15 protein-coding genes are annotated in these 12,476 nt (G+C 57.2%); 5 read left to right on the top strand and 10 right to left on the bottom strand.

Annotated features, from left to right (window positions below; translation table 11 throughout):
* Nucleotides 1-6: 6 nt before the first annotated feature.
* From pth to ABLO27_RS19015, 4 genes are all read right to left on the bottom strand, one after another.
* Entirely contained in the window at nucleotides 7-753 is a 747-nt protein-coding gene (gene pth, locus ABLO27_RS19030; RefSeq protein ID WP_353034742.1) for an aminoacyl-tRNA hydrolase, read from the bottom strand.
* A 108-nt stretch (nucleotides 754-861) separates the two neighbouring features.
* Nucleotides 862-1,491, bottom strand: a complete 630-nt coding sequence (locus ABLO27_RS19025; RefSeq protein WP_353034740.1) for a 50S ribosomal protein L25/general stress protein Ctc — start codon at nucleotides 1,489-1,491, stop codon at nucleotides 862-864.
* A gap of 193 nt (nucleotides 1,492-1,684) precedes the next feature.
* Complete coding sequence (locus ABLO27_RS19020) at nucleotides 1,685-2,371, bottom strand: MOSC domain-containing protein (protein WP_353034738.1); 687 nt, start codon at nucleotides 2,369-2,371, stop codon at nucleotides 1,685-1,687.
* A 10-nt stretch (nucleotides 2,372-2,381) separates the two neighbouring features.
* A complete protein-coding gene (locus ABLO27_RS19015; RefSeq protein ID WP_353034736.1) occupies nucleotides 2,382-2,930 on the bottom strand; it encodes a MarR family winged helix-turn-helix transcriptional regulator in 549 nt (182 codons plus the stop codon).
* Between the two features lie 88 nt (nucleotides 2,931-3,018).
* On the opposite strand from ABLO27_RS19015, the gene ABLO27_RS19010 reads away from it, so the two are divergent.
* Nucleotides 3,019-3,777 carry a hypothetical protein gene (locus tag ABLO27_RS19010; RefSeq protein WP_353034734.1) on the top strand — a complete coding sequence of 253 codons (759 nt, stop codon included), beginning with the start codon at nucleotides 3,019-3,021 and terminating at the stop codon, nucleotides 3,775-3,777.
* A 52-nt stretch (nucleotides 3,778-3,829) separates the two neighbouring features.
* On the opposite strand, the gene ABLO27_RS19005 is transcribed toward ABLO27_RS19010, so the two are convergent.
* The 6 genes from ABLO27_RS19005 to lgt form a co-directional block, all read right to left on the bottom strand.
* Nucleotides 3,830-4,762, bottom strand: a complete 933-nt coding sequence (locus ABLO27_RS19005; RefSeq protein WP_353034733.1) for a ribose-phosphate pyrophosphokinase — start codon at nucleotides 4,760-4,762, stop codon at nucleotides 3,830-3,832.
* Between the two features lie 235 nt (nucleotides 4,763-4,997).
* A complete protein-coding gene (locus ABLO27_RS19000) occupies nucleotides 4,998-5,519 on the bottom strand; it encodes a hypothetical protein (RefSeq protein WP_353034732.1) in 522 nt (173 codons plus the stop codon).
* Between the two features lie 95 nt (nucleotides 5,520-5,614).
* On the bottom strand, nucleotides 5,615-6,772 hold the full coding sequence (locus ABLO27_RS18995) for a M24 family metallopeptidase (protein WP_353034731.1): 1,158 nt from the start codon (nucleotides 6,770-6,772) through the stop codon (nucleotides 5,615-5,617).
* A 9-nt stretch (nucleotides 6,773-6,781) separates the two neighbouring features.
* Nucleotides 6,782-7,546, bottom strand: coding sequence for a peptidoglycan editing factor PgeF (gene pgeF / locus ABLO27_RS18990; protein WP_353034729.1), 765 nt, complete (start codon nucleotides 7,544-7,546; stop codon nucleotides 6,782-6,784).
* A 54-nt stretch (nucleotides 7,547-7,600) separates the two neighbouring features.
* Nucleotides 7,601-8,689: a class I SAM-dependent methyltransferase gene (locus tag ABLO27_RS18985; protein ID WP_353034727.1), complete on the bottom strand. Its 1,089-nt coding sequence runs from the start codon at nucleotides 8,687-8,689 to the stop codon at nucleotides 7,601-7,603.
* Nucleotides 8,686-9,519 carry a prolipoprotein diacylglyceryl transferase gene (gene lgt, locus ABLO27_RS18980; protein WP_353034725.1) on the bottom strand — a complete coding sequence of 278 codons (834 nt, stop codon included), beginning with the start codon at nucleotides 9,517-9,519 and terminating at the stop codon, nucleotides 8,686-8,688. Before lgt ends, ABLO27_RS18985 begins: the two co-directional genes overlap by 4 nt.
* A 185-nt stretch (nucleotides 9,520-9,704) precedes the next feature.
* On the opposite strand from lgt, the gene ABLO27_RS18975 reads away from it, so the two are divergent.
* From ABLO27_RS18975 to ABLO27_RS18960, 4 genes are all read left to right on the top strand, one after another.
* Nucleotides 9,705-9,971, top strand: coding sequence for an accessory factor UbiK family protein (locus tag ABLO27_RS18975; protein ID WP_353034723.1), 267 nt, complete (start codon nucleotides 9,705-9,707; stop codon nucleotides 9,969-9,971).
* Nucleotides 9,972-10,317: 346 nt separating this feature from the next.
* Complete coding sequence (locus ABLO27_RS18970; RefSeq protein ID WP_353034721.1) at nucleotides 10,318-10,818, top strand: YbjN domain-containing protein; 501 nt, start codon at nucleotides 10,318-10,320, stop codon at nucleotides 10,816-10,818.
* Nucleotides 10,815-11,633 (top strand): pyrroline-5-carboxylate reductase, encoded by an 819-nt coding sequence (gene proC, locus ABLO27_RS18965; RefSeq protein WP_353034719.1) that lies wholly within the window; start codon nucleotides 10,815-10,817, stop codon nucleotides 11,631-11,633. Before ABLO27_RS18970 ends, proC begins: the two co-directional genes overlap by 4 nt.
* A gap of 92 nt (nucleotides 11,634-11,725) precedes the next feature.
* Complete coding sequence (locus ABLO27_RS18960) at nucleotides 11,726-12,424, top strand: TetR/AcrR family transcriptional regulator (RefSeq protein ID WP_353034718.1); 699 nt, start codon at nucleotides 11,726-11,728, stop codon at nucleotides 12,422-12,424.
* Nucleotides 12,425-12,476: the final 52 nt, after the last annotated feature.

Raw genomic sequence — 12,476 nt, 5'->3', positions numbered from 1 at the left:
ACAAAGTCAGTCTTTGCTGCCGCCCAGAAGCTTTTTCAGCATCTCCGCCATGGGGCCGGACTTGGGCACGTTGGCAGGTGCTTGTTGACGCGCCTGGCGAATGTGACTTTGGCCTTTGGCCTTTTGAGCTTTGGCTGCGCCACCTTCGCCGTTTGACGCCTTGTTCTTCCGCTGAGCCTTTTCCGGCTCGAGGATGAGTGTCAGCTTGTTGGCAAACTGGCTGTCCTTGCCTTCCGCAAGCAAGTCCGCGTGGTCGGCAACCTCCGTCAGCAGCGGCTCGAGCCAATCACGGTCGGCTTTAGCGAAGTCTCCGAGGACATAATTGGAAACCAGTTTCTTGTCGCCGGGATGGCCGATGCCAAGCCGCAGGCGGCGATAGTCGGCTCCGATATGCGCGGTGATCGAGCGAAGACCGTTGTGTCCACCATGGCCGCCGCCTTTTTTCATGCGGAACTTGGCCGGGGGCAGGTCGAGCTCATCATAAAGAACGACAATGTCTTCCGGCTCGACCTTGTAAAAGCGCATGGCTTCGCCAACCGAGCGTCCGGATTCGTTCATGTAAGTAGACGGCTTGAGAAGCAGGACCTTTTCGGAACCTAGTCGGCCCTCCGACACCTGGCCCTGAAAGCGGGCGCGCCAGGGCTGAAAGGCGGAATGGCGGCGATGAATCTCGTCCACAGCCATGAAGCCGATGTTGTGGCGGTTGCCTTCGTATTTGGAACCGGGATTGCCAAGTCCAACGATCAGTTTCATCACGTGCCTTTCAAGAGACTTCTTGAAATGAAAAAGCAGCCGCTTGCGGCTGCTTGGGAACAGGAGGCGGGACCCGCCTCCTGCAAAAGCTTCGAATGAAACAGAAGATTATTCGCTTGCCGCTTCTTCTTCTGCACCTTCTTCAGCAGCTTCTTCGTCAGTTTCCTGCATTCCGGCCGGAGCAGCGATCGTAGCGATGGTGAAGTCGCGATCGGTGATCGTCGGCTGGCAGCCTTCCGGCAGCTTGACTGCGGAAATGTGCAGACTGTCGCCCGGCTGAGCTTCGATCAGGTCAAGCTCAAGTGCTTCCGGAATGCTGTCGGCCGGTACGGTCATCTCAACAGTGTGGCGAACGATGTTCAGAACGCCGCCCTTCTTGAGGCCCGGGCAGTCTTCTTCATTGAGGAAGTGGACCGGGATTTCGACCGTCAGTGTCGCGCCCTTGGCAACACGCAGGAAGTCAACGTGCAGGACGTCATCGCGCACAGGGTGCAGCTGATAGTCCTTCGCGATAACCTGGTGCTTTTCACCGTCGACGTCGATCACGCCGATCTGTGCGGTAAAGCCACCCTTATGAAGGGTAATGGTGGTTTCCTTCACCGGAATGGTGATCGGCAGGGCCGGTTTTTTGTCGCCGTAGATCACGGCAGGAAGAAGGCCTTCGCGACGCAGTGCCCGTGCAGCCCCCTTGCCAACGCGGTCCCGTGCCGACGCCTTCAGCTCATAGCTGGCAGCCATGGCAGAACTCCTTGAATATAGTAACGGATCGGCGAACCACCGCGCCTAGGTAAAGACTTCAGTTGTCCGGGATCGATCCAGAAGCGCCTCCTCCAGGGGTGCAGGCGCGAGCGCGCGTATAGCGGAAAAGCGCAGTGGATGCAAGAGCTCACGTTTCCTGCCGGGATGAAACCGTCCCCCCGGTCGCGCTGTCTCAGCCCTTGAGGCGCTTGGATGTGTCTTCCCTATATCCCGCGTTTGCCTTCTTGGCAAAGGATGCGCGCCAGGGTTCTGCAAGTTCATCGAGTTCTGACAAGGCAATCGCGATTTCAGGGTCTAACCTCGGATTGAAGCGAGCCAGAATGACCTCTCGCAAGTTCCAGTCCGGGCAGGGGCGGTCGATCAGCGAAAGTTCGTCGCCGGTTCCCAGGGTGCCGGTTTGCAGAACCCTGAAGTACCAACCCGTCTTGCCCGTTTTTTGAAACGCCGCCGCCTGACCAGGATTGCCGGTATGAAGGTTCAGTTTCCAGCAGGGCTGGCGCCCCTGGGAAATTTGCAGGCGGACCGAACCAACGGAGAAGACATCGCCAATGCATAGGTCCTCTTCGGTGAAGCCTTCACTTGAGATGTTTTCTCCAAAGCCGCCGGATACGTAGGTTGAATCGGTTTCCGGAAAGTCCTTGCGCCAGGTTGCGTAATGCTCCGAAGGATAGATGTGCAACGCTTTTTCCGGTCCGCCGTGAACCGCCAGATCCGCTTGCTTGTCACCCGCAATCCCGGTTTTGGTCACCTCAAGTTGGCCGTCTGCGCGCGACTTGCGAATAGCTGACGGATCCTTCCCTTCCCAACGATGTTCGGGTTCGCCGACAAAGAGGCCGAGTATGTGTGCGGATTGAGTCATTCTGAAATTCCTAAAGTGCATGTTCGTGGCAGATCTGACCGGCATCGCTGCCGGAAAGCGGTACTTCCAGAAGCTGGCAATAACCGCCCGTCTCGGTTTTCTGATGATGCCTGCAGGTCTTGCAGACGCCGAATGAACGGCCCCCGCGATGCTGCAGCATGGCAAGAACCAGAGATTTCAGGGAATCGGCGAGTGTCTGGGATGTTTCCTGATCAAGGGTTTCGATCACTCCGGAAAGGCCGGAGGCGGTTTTTAGAATATCACTGCCTTCAGACGTGATGTCGTAGCGGATGCTGCGCTTGTCCGTGTCTGAACGGGTCTCTTTGATCAGTTCCTTGCGGGAAAGCGCTTTCAAGGTCTGGGAAGCCGTGCCCCGGGTCGTGGCCAGATAGTCCGCCACATGGGATGGCGCGCGCGAAAAACGATTTGCACGGGACAAGTAGCTCAGCGCCGCGAATTGCGACGGGTTCAGCGGGCCATTCCATTCTTCCGCCGCGCTCAGCCGGGTCAACCGATCGATGAGGTCCTGAATGATCTGTGTCTGCGAGATTCCTGTCATGAGCAATATGTAGCGAGTCGAAATTAATCTTGCAATAGTTTCGACTCGCTACTATTAGTGATGGCGTTCTCAAACAGGAGTTCCATCAATGCTGAAATTAATCCTTGCAGGCCTCGTGGCCACAGGTCTGACGACCACTGCTCTTGCAGGAGGCAGTCACGGGTCTCATGCAATTCATCAGGACGGCGCGATTGTCTCGCCGGAAAACAAGGAGATCGACCGGAACTACGACATTCTTGCCGCCCATGTGCATCGCAAGGGCAGGGTGGTGACGTTTCACATGACCTTGCAAGGAACTGCCGGTGGATCTGTTCCGCGGCCGGAAGGAACGCTGGCCGGCGCGCCGGTTCATTCCTATGTCTGGCCAACGTCTCTGAAACCTGAAGCGGTTGGTTTCGAGGGCGGGGAGGGAATTCTGGCCCTGGCGGCAACAAGTCATCCGGATTTTGACGACACACCGCTGTTCGATGAGGATGGTGACGGGGATGTGACCAATGATGGTGCCAAGTGGCATTCTCACTGGGTCGTCCTTACACCCAACGAAAGTTGTGGTGACGGTGCGCTTTCCGTTCAGGACATTCCAGAGGGTGCTTCCCCCAAAATGCCTGCCACATGGCCAGGCTTGCCGATCTATATCGACAGTCCGGGTTTTTCTCCGGTCCTGGACGACCGGGAAATTGTCATCAACGTCGCGTTCAGTGATCCGAGCGTGGTTGAAGGTCTATCCTATGATGGAGTGACCTCGGCCTTGCGCGTCAATCAGAGCGTTCATGCGCCTTTGCTCTGTGTGGTGGATGTCTTCGACGTTGCTTCCGGCGATCTGAGCTTGCCGGGAAAATTGGACTGAAACAAAAAAAGCGCCGGAAAACCCGGCGCTTTTCTCAAGCCTGCTGACCGTATCAGTTGAACAGACTGGAAACCGATTTTTCCAGGGCCGTCCGATTGATGGCTTCACCGATAAGCGGGGCGATGGAAACCGCCCGGATATTGGCTGCCGCCGTAATGGCTGCGGTCGGTTCGATGGAATTGGTAATCACCAGTTCCTTCAATTTCGACGAGGTGACGCGGGCAACAGCACCACCGGAGAGAACTCCGTGGGTGATGTAGGCTGTTACCGATTTGGCACCTTGCGACAGCAGCGCATCGGCCGCGTTGCAAAGCGTTCCGCCGCTGTCGACGATGTCATCGACCAGGATGCAATCGTAGCCATCCACATCACCGATGATGTTCATGACTTCCGATTCTCCGGGCTTGTCGCGACGCTTGTCGACGATCGACAGCGGAGCCTCGATACGCTTGGCCAGCGCACGGGCGCGCACCACGCCACCGACATCGGGAGAGACGACCATGACGTTGTCAGTGGCGTAACGTTCCTTGATGTCGCGGGTCATGACAGGTGCCGCAAACAGGTTGTCGGTCGGTATATCGAAAAAACCCTGGATCTGTCCGGCATGGAGATCCAGGGTCAAAATGCGGTCCGCACCGGCTTCGGTGATCAGATTCGCCACCAGCTTCGCCGAAATCGGCGTTCGGCCGGAAGCTCGTCGATCCTGACGGGCATAGCCGAAGTAAGGCAGCACCGCAGTGATACGGCGAGCTGAAGAACGGCGCAGCGCATCAATGATGATGAGCAGTTCCATCAGGTGATCATTAGCCGGATAGCTGGTTGACTGCACGACGAATACATCTTCGCCACGCACGTTTTCTTGTATTTCTACGAAGATTTCCTGGTCGGCAAATCGCCGGACCTGGCATTTGGCCAAGGGCACGTCCAAATACTTGGAAATTTCCTCTGCCAGGGCTCGGTTGGAATTGCCCGCGACGATCTTCATGAGCCGCAAGTCCTTCTGGTGCGACGCCGGGTTTGCTGGCTGGGACGGCCGGGCAAACACGCGGAAAGGGCCTAGGTCGTTCAAGTGCCGATGCCGAAGGCCTCTGGAGGAAACCCTTGGCAGGCGGCGGCGTTGTAACAATCAACCAACCGGACCACAACAGTCGTTGGCCCCTGAAACCCGCTTTTTTTGATTTTTTATGACGCAGAACGGTCGTTACCCGTCGAACTGATCATTATCGGTTGAGCCAGGCTTTGATTTCTACCATTGAGCGGTTGGCGATTCGGGACAGCGTGCCGGAGCTGACGGAGCGCCACGGGTCACCGGAAGCGCCGCCGGTGGCTTCGGTCCCGGAGATTCGCTTCAAACGCTTGCCGGAGTTGTCGACGATATCAAAAACATAGAAGACCGTGCCATTGGATGGCTGGCCAGTGGCGGCAAGATAACCATTCACGCGATAAGTGGCGCTGGCGCCAACGCGTCGGACAAGTGTGATGCCCTGCTTGCGGGCTTCGGCCCCGATGAATTCAGACAATTCATCCGCAATATTTCCGGGTGCGCCGGTGAAAGGTTCGAAAGCGAATGTGACACCATTTTGCTCGTCCACCTGACCCGAAATCGACGGCGTCGGCGCGGCCGTTGCAATCGGACTCGGCGGCTGCGGCGACGACTGGCAGGCAGCTAACAGGCCTGCAAGCAGCAACCCCGCCATGATCCGCGGAATGGAAAAGTGTTTCTGGCTTGAAATGGGGAGCATGGAGATGCCTGGCTCTGGTGGTCAAATTCGTCTTGGGTGCGGACCAGCTGGCTGGGATGCCGGAGAAGACGCCGGTCCGCGAAGTTGATCATGGTTTAGCCTGACTTGACCGGCAGGTCGAGAGGCAGCTTGGATAAGCACTCCGGGGTGGTCTCGGTGGTCAAGTAAGTCTGGCCGAGGGTCATGGCGGTTCCGGTGATCGAATCCATGAGAATCATGTGCATGAAGATCACCATGTTCGGCTTCACTTCCGCCGGGTTGGCCTTGTAGGCCATGGGTGTGTCCATCCAGCTCGGTGTAAAGCGTGCTCCCAGAGAGTAACCGCAGGCATTCAACCGGTGTTGCATCATGCCATGGGCGTCCACGCGCTCGGCATGAGCATCGAAAATGTCTCCGAAGGTTTTGCCCGGAACCAGTTGCGTCTCGACTGCTGCAAGGGCGTCGCGCGCGGCTGCATACATATCCAGATGCCGATCGCTCGGAGCGCCGACCACCACGGTCCGCATGAGGGCTGCATGGTAGTGCCGGTAGGCGCCGGCCCATTCCAGAGTGATCTGATCCTGAGCCGACAAGGTCCGGCGGCCTGCCTTGTATCGGCACAAAAGTGCGTCCTCGGCAGAGCCGATGATGAACTCGTTGCCGGGATAGTCGCCGCCACCTTCGAAAATCGCGCCCTGCATGGCCGCAAGAATGCGGCCTTCATCCGCTCCGGGACCAATTTCGTCCATCGCGGCATAAAAGGCCTTGTCGGCCAGTTCGGCTGCTTTGCGGACATAGACGATTTCTTCCGGGCTCTTGACCGCCCGCAATGCCGGAATGAGCGGGGATGCGTCACTGATATCGGCAAATGTCGTGAGTTCGGCATTTATCTGCAGGCCGATTTTGCCTGTCATGCCGTGGGTGTCGTATTCGATACCGATCTTCTTGCCCAGAAGATCCATGTCGAAGAGCATTTCCTTCAACTGGAGTACAGGGCTGGCCGAGCCTCTGTCCACCCAGACCCGGATGTCGGAGATGTTGGAAGTGTGCTTGGCCTGACGCTGGTCGGCAGATCGGGTCAGCAGGACCTTTTCACCTTCTTTGGTAACAACGAGACACTGAAAGAAGCAGAATCCGAATGTGTCGTATCCGGTCAGCCAGTACATGCTCTCCTGAGCGAACAGGAGCATGGCGTCCAGTTTTTCCGCTTCCATGGCCGCCTTCAGCTTCTCGAAGCGGCTTTCAAATTCAGCGTCTGAAAAATGCAGTGCCATGAGGTGTCCTTAGTCTAGTGCGATTGCGCTGATTTGGCGGCCGTAGTCCGGCTCGTTGCGATGAGTGGTGCGCCGATAGGAGAAGAACCGTCCTTCGTCGTCATACGTGCAGATGCCCAGGTTGACCACCTGACCAAGGCCGAGCTCTGAAAGCTTGCCAGTGATGAAGGCCGGCAGGTCGAACATGTAGTGTCCCTCACGTTCGGAAGGGCCGAAGAAACGGGTGTTTTCAGCATCAGCCTCGGCAAAACGTTCATGGAACTCCGGGCCGACTTCATACGCCGTTCTGGAGATCGTTGGCCCGAGAACCGCAACGATGCGACTTCTGTCAGCCCCCAGACCCTCCATTGCGGAAACCGTGTTCTGCAGCACGCCCGATATGGCGCCTTTCCAGCCGGAATGAGCTGCGCCCAGAACTCTGGCTTCGGGATCCGCAAAAAGCACCGGCCCGCAATCTGCCGTCGAAACGCCGATCGCCAGTCCAGGCATGTTCGTTGCCAGGGCATCGGCTTTGCGATTGGCGTCTTCTTCCCATGGGCCGTCCAGTGAGATCACGTCCGGCGAGTGGATCTGATAGGGGGAGACAAGCATTTGCGGCGCGACGCCGAGTTCGGTTGCCACGCGGTCCCGGTTTTCAAGCACCATGTCTCTCTCGTCATCGGAACCGAGCCCGATGTTGAGGCTCTCGTATATGCCGCTCGAGACACCACCCTGCCGGGTGAAAAAGCCATGACGAATGCCGTCCAGCTTCAGTGCATCCGCTTCAATTTTCATACCGATCTCCGAAGGAGTGCGATTCGATTTTTCAAGCAACGATCCTTGAGGACTTCAGGCAGCACTGTCAAACGGTGAAAACACTTCTCCATTGCCCGTTATCGCCAGAACCTTGAACAGGTTTCCCATTTGGTCGGGAGCAGCAAGGCGTTCCACCGCGTCGCGAATTGTTTCCTGCTCTTGGTGCGTTTTTCCCGTCCCCAGAACACCGGCCCGCTCCAGCAGGCCGGAGCGCAACAGAAACTCTCCCTGCGACAGGGGAGGGAGTGGCGAGGCTCCGCTGCGACGGGCTGCTGCCGCGAGCGCTTCGAAATTCACGTGCGCTGTCAGATCGGCATCGCCCGGATGAGAGAGAACATCGTCATATGCATGCTTATAAAGCGCCTGCAACGTGTCTCCCGGCGCCGTTTTCAGGTAGCCGTAGTCCATGATGAGCGCGACACCGCCCCGCGCCGCCAGCCTGGCACCGATTTCCTCGGCAATCGCATTGGATGCAGGCTGGGTTTCGAAAACCGTTCCTTCCGGACTTTGGGCAAATTCCTGCGGTACTGCCTCCTCCGGGAGGCTTGCTGTGCCTGCTCCGAAGGAGAGTTCTCCGCTCCGGTCCAGCCCAATTTGCCGTTCCTTCCATCCTTCGGTTGTTCTGATGAACTGGTGGATTGGCAGCGCGTCAAAAAACTCGTTGGCGACAAGAATGAGCGGACCGTCCGGAACATCGCGAAAACCATCTCGGAATTCCGGCTTGAGGGCAAACCGGGTAAGTGTTTTTTTCTGAATGGCGCGGAGCCTCGGGCTCATTTCGACCAGGTTCAATCTGGCGGCCTGCAAGAAGGGCGGTCGCAATGAAGCCATGCGCAGGAGATCCGACATCAGCGTTCCGCGACCGGGGCCCAATTCGACCAGTTCAAACTGCTTGGGCGACCCCAATGCTTCATAGGCGGACAGAAGAGCAGCTCCGACCAGTTCGCCGAACATCTGGCTGACTTCGGGAGCCGTGATGAAATCGCCATCTTTGCCGAAAGGCTCGCGGGTCGTGTAATACCCAGCGTCAGGATCAGACAGACAGACGGACATGAACTGGGCGACCGTGAGCGGCCCATCATTGGCAATCCGAGCCTTGATCTTGTCCTTCAGGTCGGTCACTGGGCGGCTGCCTCGGGATTGCGGTTCGAGGCCCAGATCATGACGGCCAGTCCTGCCAGGATCATCGGAAGCGAGAGCAACATGCCCATGGTGAAGAAGCCGCTCAGATAACCGATGTGAGCGTCAGGCACCCGGAAGAGCTCGGCGATGGATCGCGCCACTCCGTAACCGAATGCAAAGGCACCGGCCAGGAAACCGGGTTTTTTCAGGAGCATGAACCTGTTGCTCAACAGCCGAAGCACGAGGAACAGGACGACACCTTCAAGGGCAGCTTCATAGAGCTGGCTGGGGTGGCGGGGTTCCGGGCCGGCCCCTGGAAAAACAAAGGCCCAGGGAACGTCAGTCGGCCTTCCCCAGAGTTCAGCGTTGATGAAATTTGCTACGCGTCCAAAAAACAGGCCGATCGGCGCCGCGCAACCGGCAAGATCGAACAGGGTCCAGATGGACAGCCCCCGCCGCCAGGCAAAGAGGACCATGGCGATGACCGTGCCCGCAAAGCCGCCGTGAAAGGACATGCCGCCTGTCCAGACCGCAAGCATCTCGCCCGGATTGGCGAGGTAATAGGCAGGATTGTAGAAAAGTACATAGCCGAGACGGCCGCCGACAATGATGCCAAGGGTTCCCCAGAGCACGAAGTCGTCCATGTCGGCCAATGTTGGCCGGGAGGAACTGCCCCAGAGACTTTCATTGAGTATCAATGCCCGCATGTATCGCCACGCAAGAATGATACCGACAATATAGGCCAGGGCATACCAGCGAAGGGCGAGCGGACCTACTTCGACGATGACCGGGTCGATCGCCGGAAACGGCAGGACGAGTAATGGCGGCACTGTAAGTCCTTTTGTGCTTTTTCCGCGAAAGGCGGGCTGAATTGCGGGGCAACGCTTGCGCGATCTTTGGTCGTCCGTCAAGCAAGAGATTCAATCAGGGGTGCGGCGCGATTGGACCTTGAAGTTGAGACAAATCCCTCATACCTCTCAAGTATCAATTCTTAATCCTGACGAAGGAGGGTCACATGACCCAAGGCCCGAACCGGCTACTTGATGATTTTGCCAAACTAATGACCGACGCTGCCGGAGTTGCCCAAGGCGCGCGCCGTGAAGTGGAAACCGCTTTCAGAGCTCAGGCCGAGCGCTTCCTGTCCGAGATGGACGTGGTTTCGCGCGAAGAGCATGAGGCAGTCAAGGAAATGGCGGTGCGTGCGCTCGACAAGGTCGAAGAACTCGAATCACGACTCGCCAAACTGGAAAATGGTAATTCTGCGGATGCCGGCGACGCCTGATGTCGTCCGGTTGACGTTGAGTTGATTGATTTCTGTTAATTGTTAATGACAGAAATACGACGGATAGACTTGGCGGAATTGCAGTGATTTTGAGCAATGTGATGAATTTTCCCGCTGAGTCGTCCACAAGTTTGGGCTTTTTCGTTCCCCTTGGTATGTATCGCTTAAATCATTCCTGATCCTATACTCAATGATAACAGGGATTCGTCGGAGCAAGGCGGAGCCAGTTCGCTCATTGGGCCAACAAAGGATGCGTGTTGCTCCTCCGGCATGGGAAATTTCCCGGCGGCCCACCCGGTTATCCTGATCGGGTACTCGGCCCCGGCTCGGAAGGGGAGAAGGCACCATGAGCCTCATCGAGATCGAGTTCGACCGTCCAGGCAACCCCGTTGACACAATCGAAACAGTCGCAGCCTTGAACGATTGGACCTTTGAACGGTCGGACGAGGATGAAATTACCATCTCTCTCGGCGGGAGCTGGTGCGATTATCATGTCTCCTTCTCCTGGATGGAAGAAGTCGAGGCGTTGCATCTTGCCTGCGCCTTTGACCTCAAGGTGACGGAACCCCGCAAAACCGAGATCGTCCGTCTTCTGGCGCTTGTCAACGAGCAGCTCTGGATGGGGCATTTCGACCTCTGGCACAAAGAGAACGTGATCATGTTCCGCCAGTCACTGCTTTTGACGGGCGGTGCGGAGGCTTCATCGGCACAGATTGAAGCCATGCTGACAAATGCACTTGAAAACTGCGAGCGTTTCTATCAAGCCTTTCAATTCGTCGTTTGGGCCGGGCACTCGGCTTCGGAGGCGATGAGTTCGGCCTTGTTTGAAACCGCAGGGGAAGCATGAGTTTTTCCAAAGAACGGCCCTTTCTGCTTGTCGGAGCCGGCAAGATGGGTGGGGCGATGTTATCAGGATGGATGGCGGAGGGGATTGATCCCGCTGCCATCACCGTTTGTGATCCGCGTCTGTCTGAAGAGATGGACGCCTTGTTGAAACAGCATGGCATTCGCCATGTCACCTCAGTGCCTGAAGATCTCACCGCCGGGATTGTTCTCATCGCGGTAAAACCGCAGTTGATGGATCAGGTTCTGCCGGGTGTGAAATCCGCTGTCGCACCGGACACACTGGTTCTGTCGGTTGCCGCAGGGACTGCGGTTTCCAAATTCCAGTCCTATTTCGGGAACGTCCCGATCTGCCGGTGCATGCCCAACACGCCAGCCATGGTGAAACGGGGCATCACGGCCGTCTATCCGACGGAAACCGTAAGCGATGAGCAAAAGAAAGACGTCGCCAAGCTGCTCTCTGCCGTCGGTAAGGTGGTTTGGCTGGACACTGAAGACCAGATAGATCTGGTTACAGGTGTCAGCGGCTCCGGTCCCGCTTATGTGTTCTACCTGGCCGAAGCCCTCAGTGAAGCCGGAAAGGCTGCCGGATTGCCGGAAGAACTGGCGCATGAGCTGGCAGTTGCCACCGTGTGCGGCGCCGGCGAGCTGATGCACCAGTCCGGTGAACATCCCTCCATTCTCCGTCAGAATGTGACCAGCCCGAATGGTACGACGGCGGCTGCCCTGGATGTGCTGATGCATGCAGAAGGTTTGCAGCCGGTAATGAGCGATGCAGTCGCCGCCGCCGTGAAAAGGGCGAAGGAACTGGCGGAATAAAGCATTTTTCCGGTCTGCGGCGGAGCGTCACCCTTTTCGCCGCATTCCCGGTCTCCTATGTTTCTTTTCAAAGGGATATTGGAGATCGTTCTATGGCAACTGCAAAGACCAGGCAGAAGATCCTTCAGACGTTTTTGGATCTGTTGGCCGAGCATCCTTACGAGGACGTTTCTCTGCCGCTGATTGCAGAGAAGGCAAAGGTCAAACTGTCCGACATGCGCGGAGCTTATGCGTCCAAGCTGGCGCTGGTGGCTGCGTTTGCCGAAAGGATCGACACCGAAGTGCTCGACGAGCGTGACGAGGAGCTCGGCGATCAGCCCGCCAGAGATCGTCTCTTCGACATTCTGATGACGCGAATTGATGCTTTGGCGGAGTACAAGGACGCTGTGCGCGCATTGCACAAGGCAGCCCGCCGGGATCCGGCGCTAGCCATTGATTTCAACCGTCTGGAAGTCCGGTCCCAGAAATGGATGCTGATTGCAGCGGGGATCGATGTTTCCGGTCTCAGGGCCGGCATCATAGCTCAAGGGCTTTCGATCGCTTTTGCCCGCGTTGTCGATGTCTGGCTTGATGAAGAAGATGAAGGCATGCCACGTACCATGGCCCGGCTCGACAAGGAGCTGGACAAGGGAACATCCTTCATGAAGCGCATCGACGGTCTGGAAAAGGTTGCCAAAGGCTTCCGCTCTGTCCTCAGGAAAGCCTCAAAACGGCGCCGTGGCCGCAGTCACCGGGAGAACGACATCGGTGATGACGACGGTTATGGAGGAGAAGCCCCTGCAGGAGCATAACTGCAAATCCCGCTTGCATTGAAATTTCAGACACTTCATGGTCGCTCGCCAA

This window comes from Roseibium sp. SCP15 (assembly GCF_040329435.1).
GTDB lineage: Bacteria > Pseudomonadota > Alphaproteobacteria > Rhizobiales > Stappiaceae > Roseibium.
Note: the sequence above shows the minus strand (reverse complement) of the source record. Positions and strands in the feature narration are given on the sequence as shown.

Coding starts and splice junctions, on each gene's coding strand:
- ABLO27_RS19015 (WP_353034736.1), bottom strand. CDS start 2,930: ATGACAGGAATCTCGCAGACACAGATCATTCAGGACCTCATCGATCGG.
- ABLO27_RS19010 (WP_353034734.1), top strand. CDS start 3,019: ATGCTGAAATTAATCCTTGCAGGCCTCGTGGCCACAGGTCTGACGACC.
- ABLO27_RS19000 (WP_353034732.1), bottom strand. CDS start 5,519: ATGCTCCCCATTTCAAGCCAGAAACACTTTTCCATTCCGCGGATCATG.
- ABLO27_RS18970 (WP_353034721.1), top strand. CDS start 10,318: ATGAGCCTCATCGAGATCGAGTTCGACCGTCCAGGCAACCCCGTTGAC.
- proC (WP_353034719.1), top strand. CDS start 10,815: ATGAGTTTTTCCAAAGAACGGCCCTTTCTGCTTGTCGGAGCCGGCAAG.
- ABLO27_RS19025 (WP_353034740.1), bottom strand. CDS start 1,491: ATGGCTGCCAGCTATGAGCTGAAGGCGTCGGCACGGGACCGCGTTGGC.
- ABLO27_RS19005 (WP_353034733.1), bottom strand. CDS start 4,762: ATGAAGATCGTCGCGGGCAATTCCAACCGAGCCCTGGCAGAGGAAATT.
- ABLO27_RS18975 (WP_353034723.1), top strand. CDS start 9,705: ATGACCCAAGGCCCGAACCGGCTACTTGATGATTTTGCCAAACTAATG.
- ABLO27_RS19020 (WP_353034738.1), bottom strand. CDS start 2,371: ATGACTCAATCCGCACACATACTCGGCCTCTTTGTCGGCGAACCCGAA.
- ABLO27_RS18995 (WP_353034731.1), bottom strand. CDS start 6,772: ATGGCACTGCATTTTTCAGACGCTGAATTTGAAAGCCGCTTCGAGAAG.
- pgeF (WP_353034729.1), bottom strand. CDS start 7,546: ATGAAAATTGAAGCGGATGCACTGAAGCTGGACGGCATTCGTCATGGC.
- ABLO27_RS18960 (WP_353034718.1), top strand. CDS start 11,726: ATGGCAACTGCAAAGACCAGGCAGAAGATCCTTCAGACGTTTTTGGAT.
- pth (WP_353034742.1), bottom strand. CDS start 753: ATGAAACTGATCGTTGGACTTGGCAATCCCGGTTCCAAATACGAAGGC.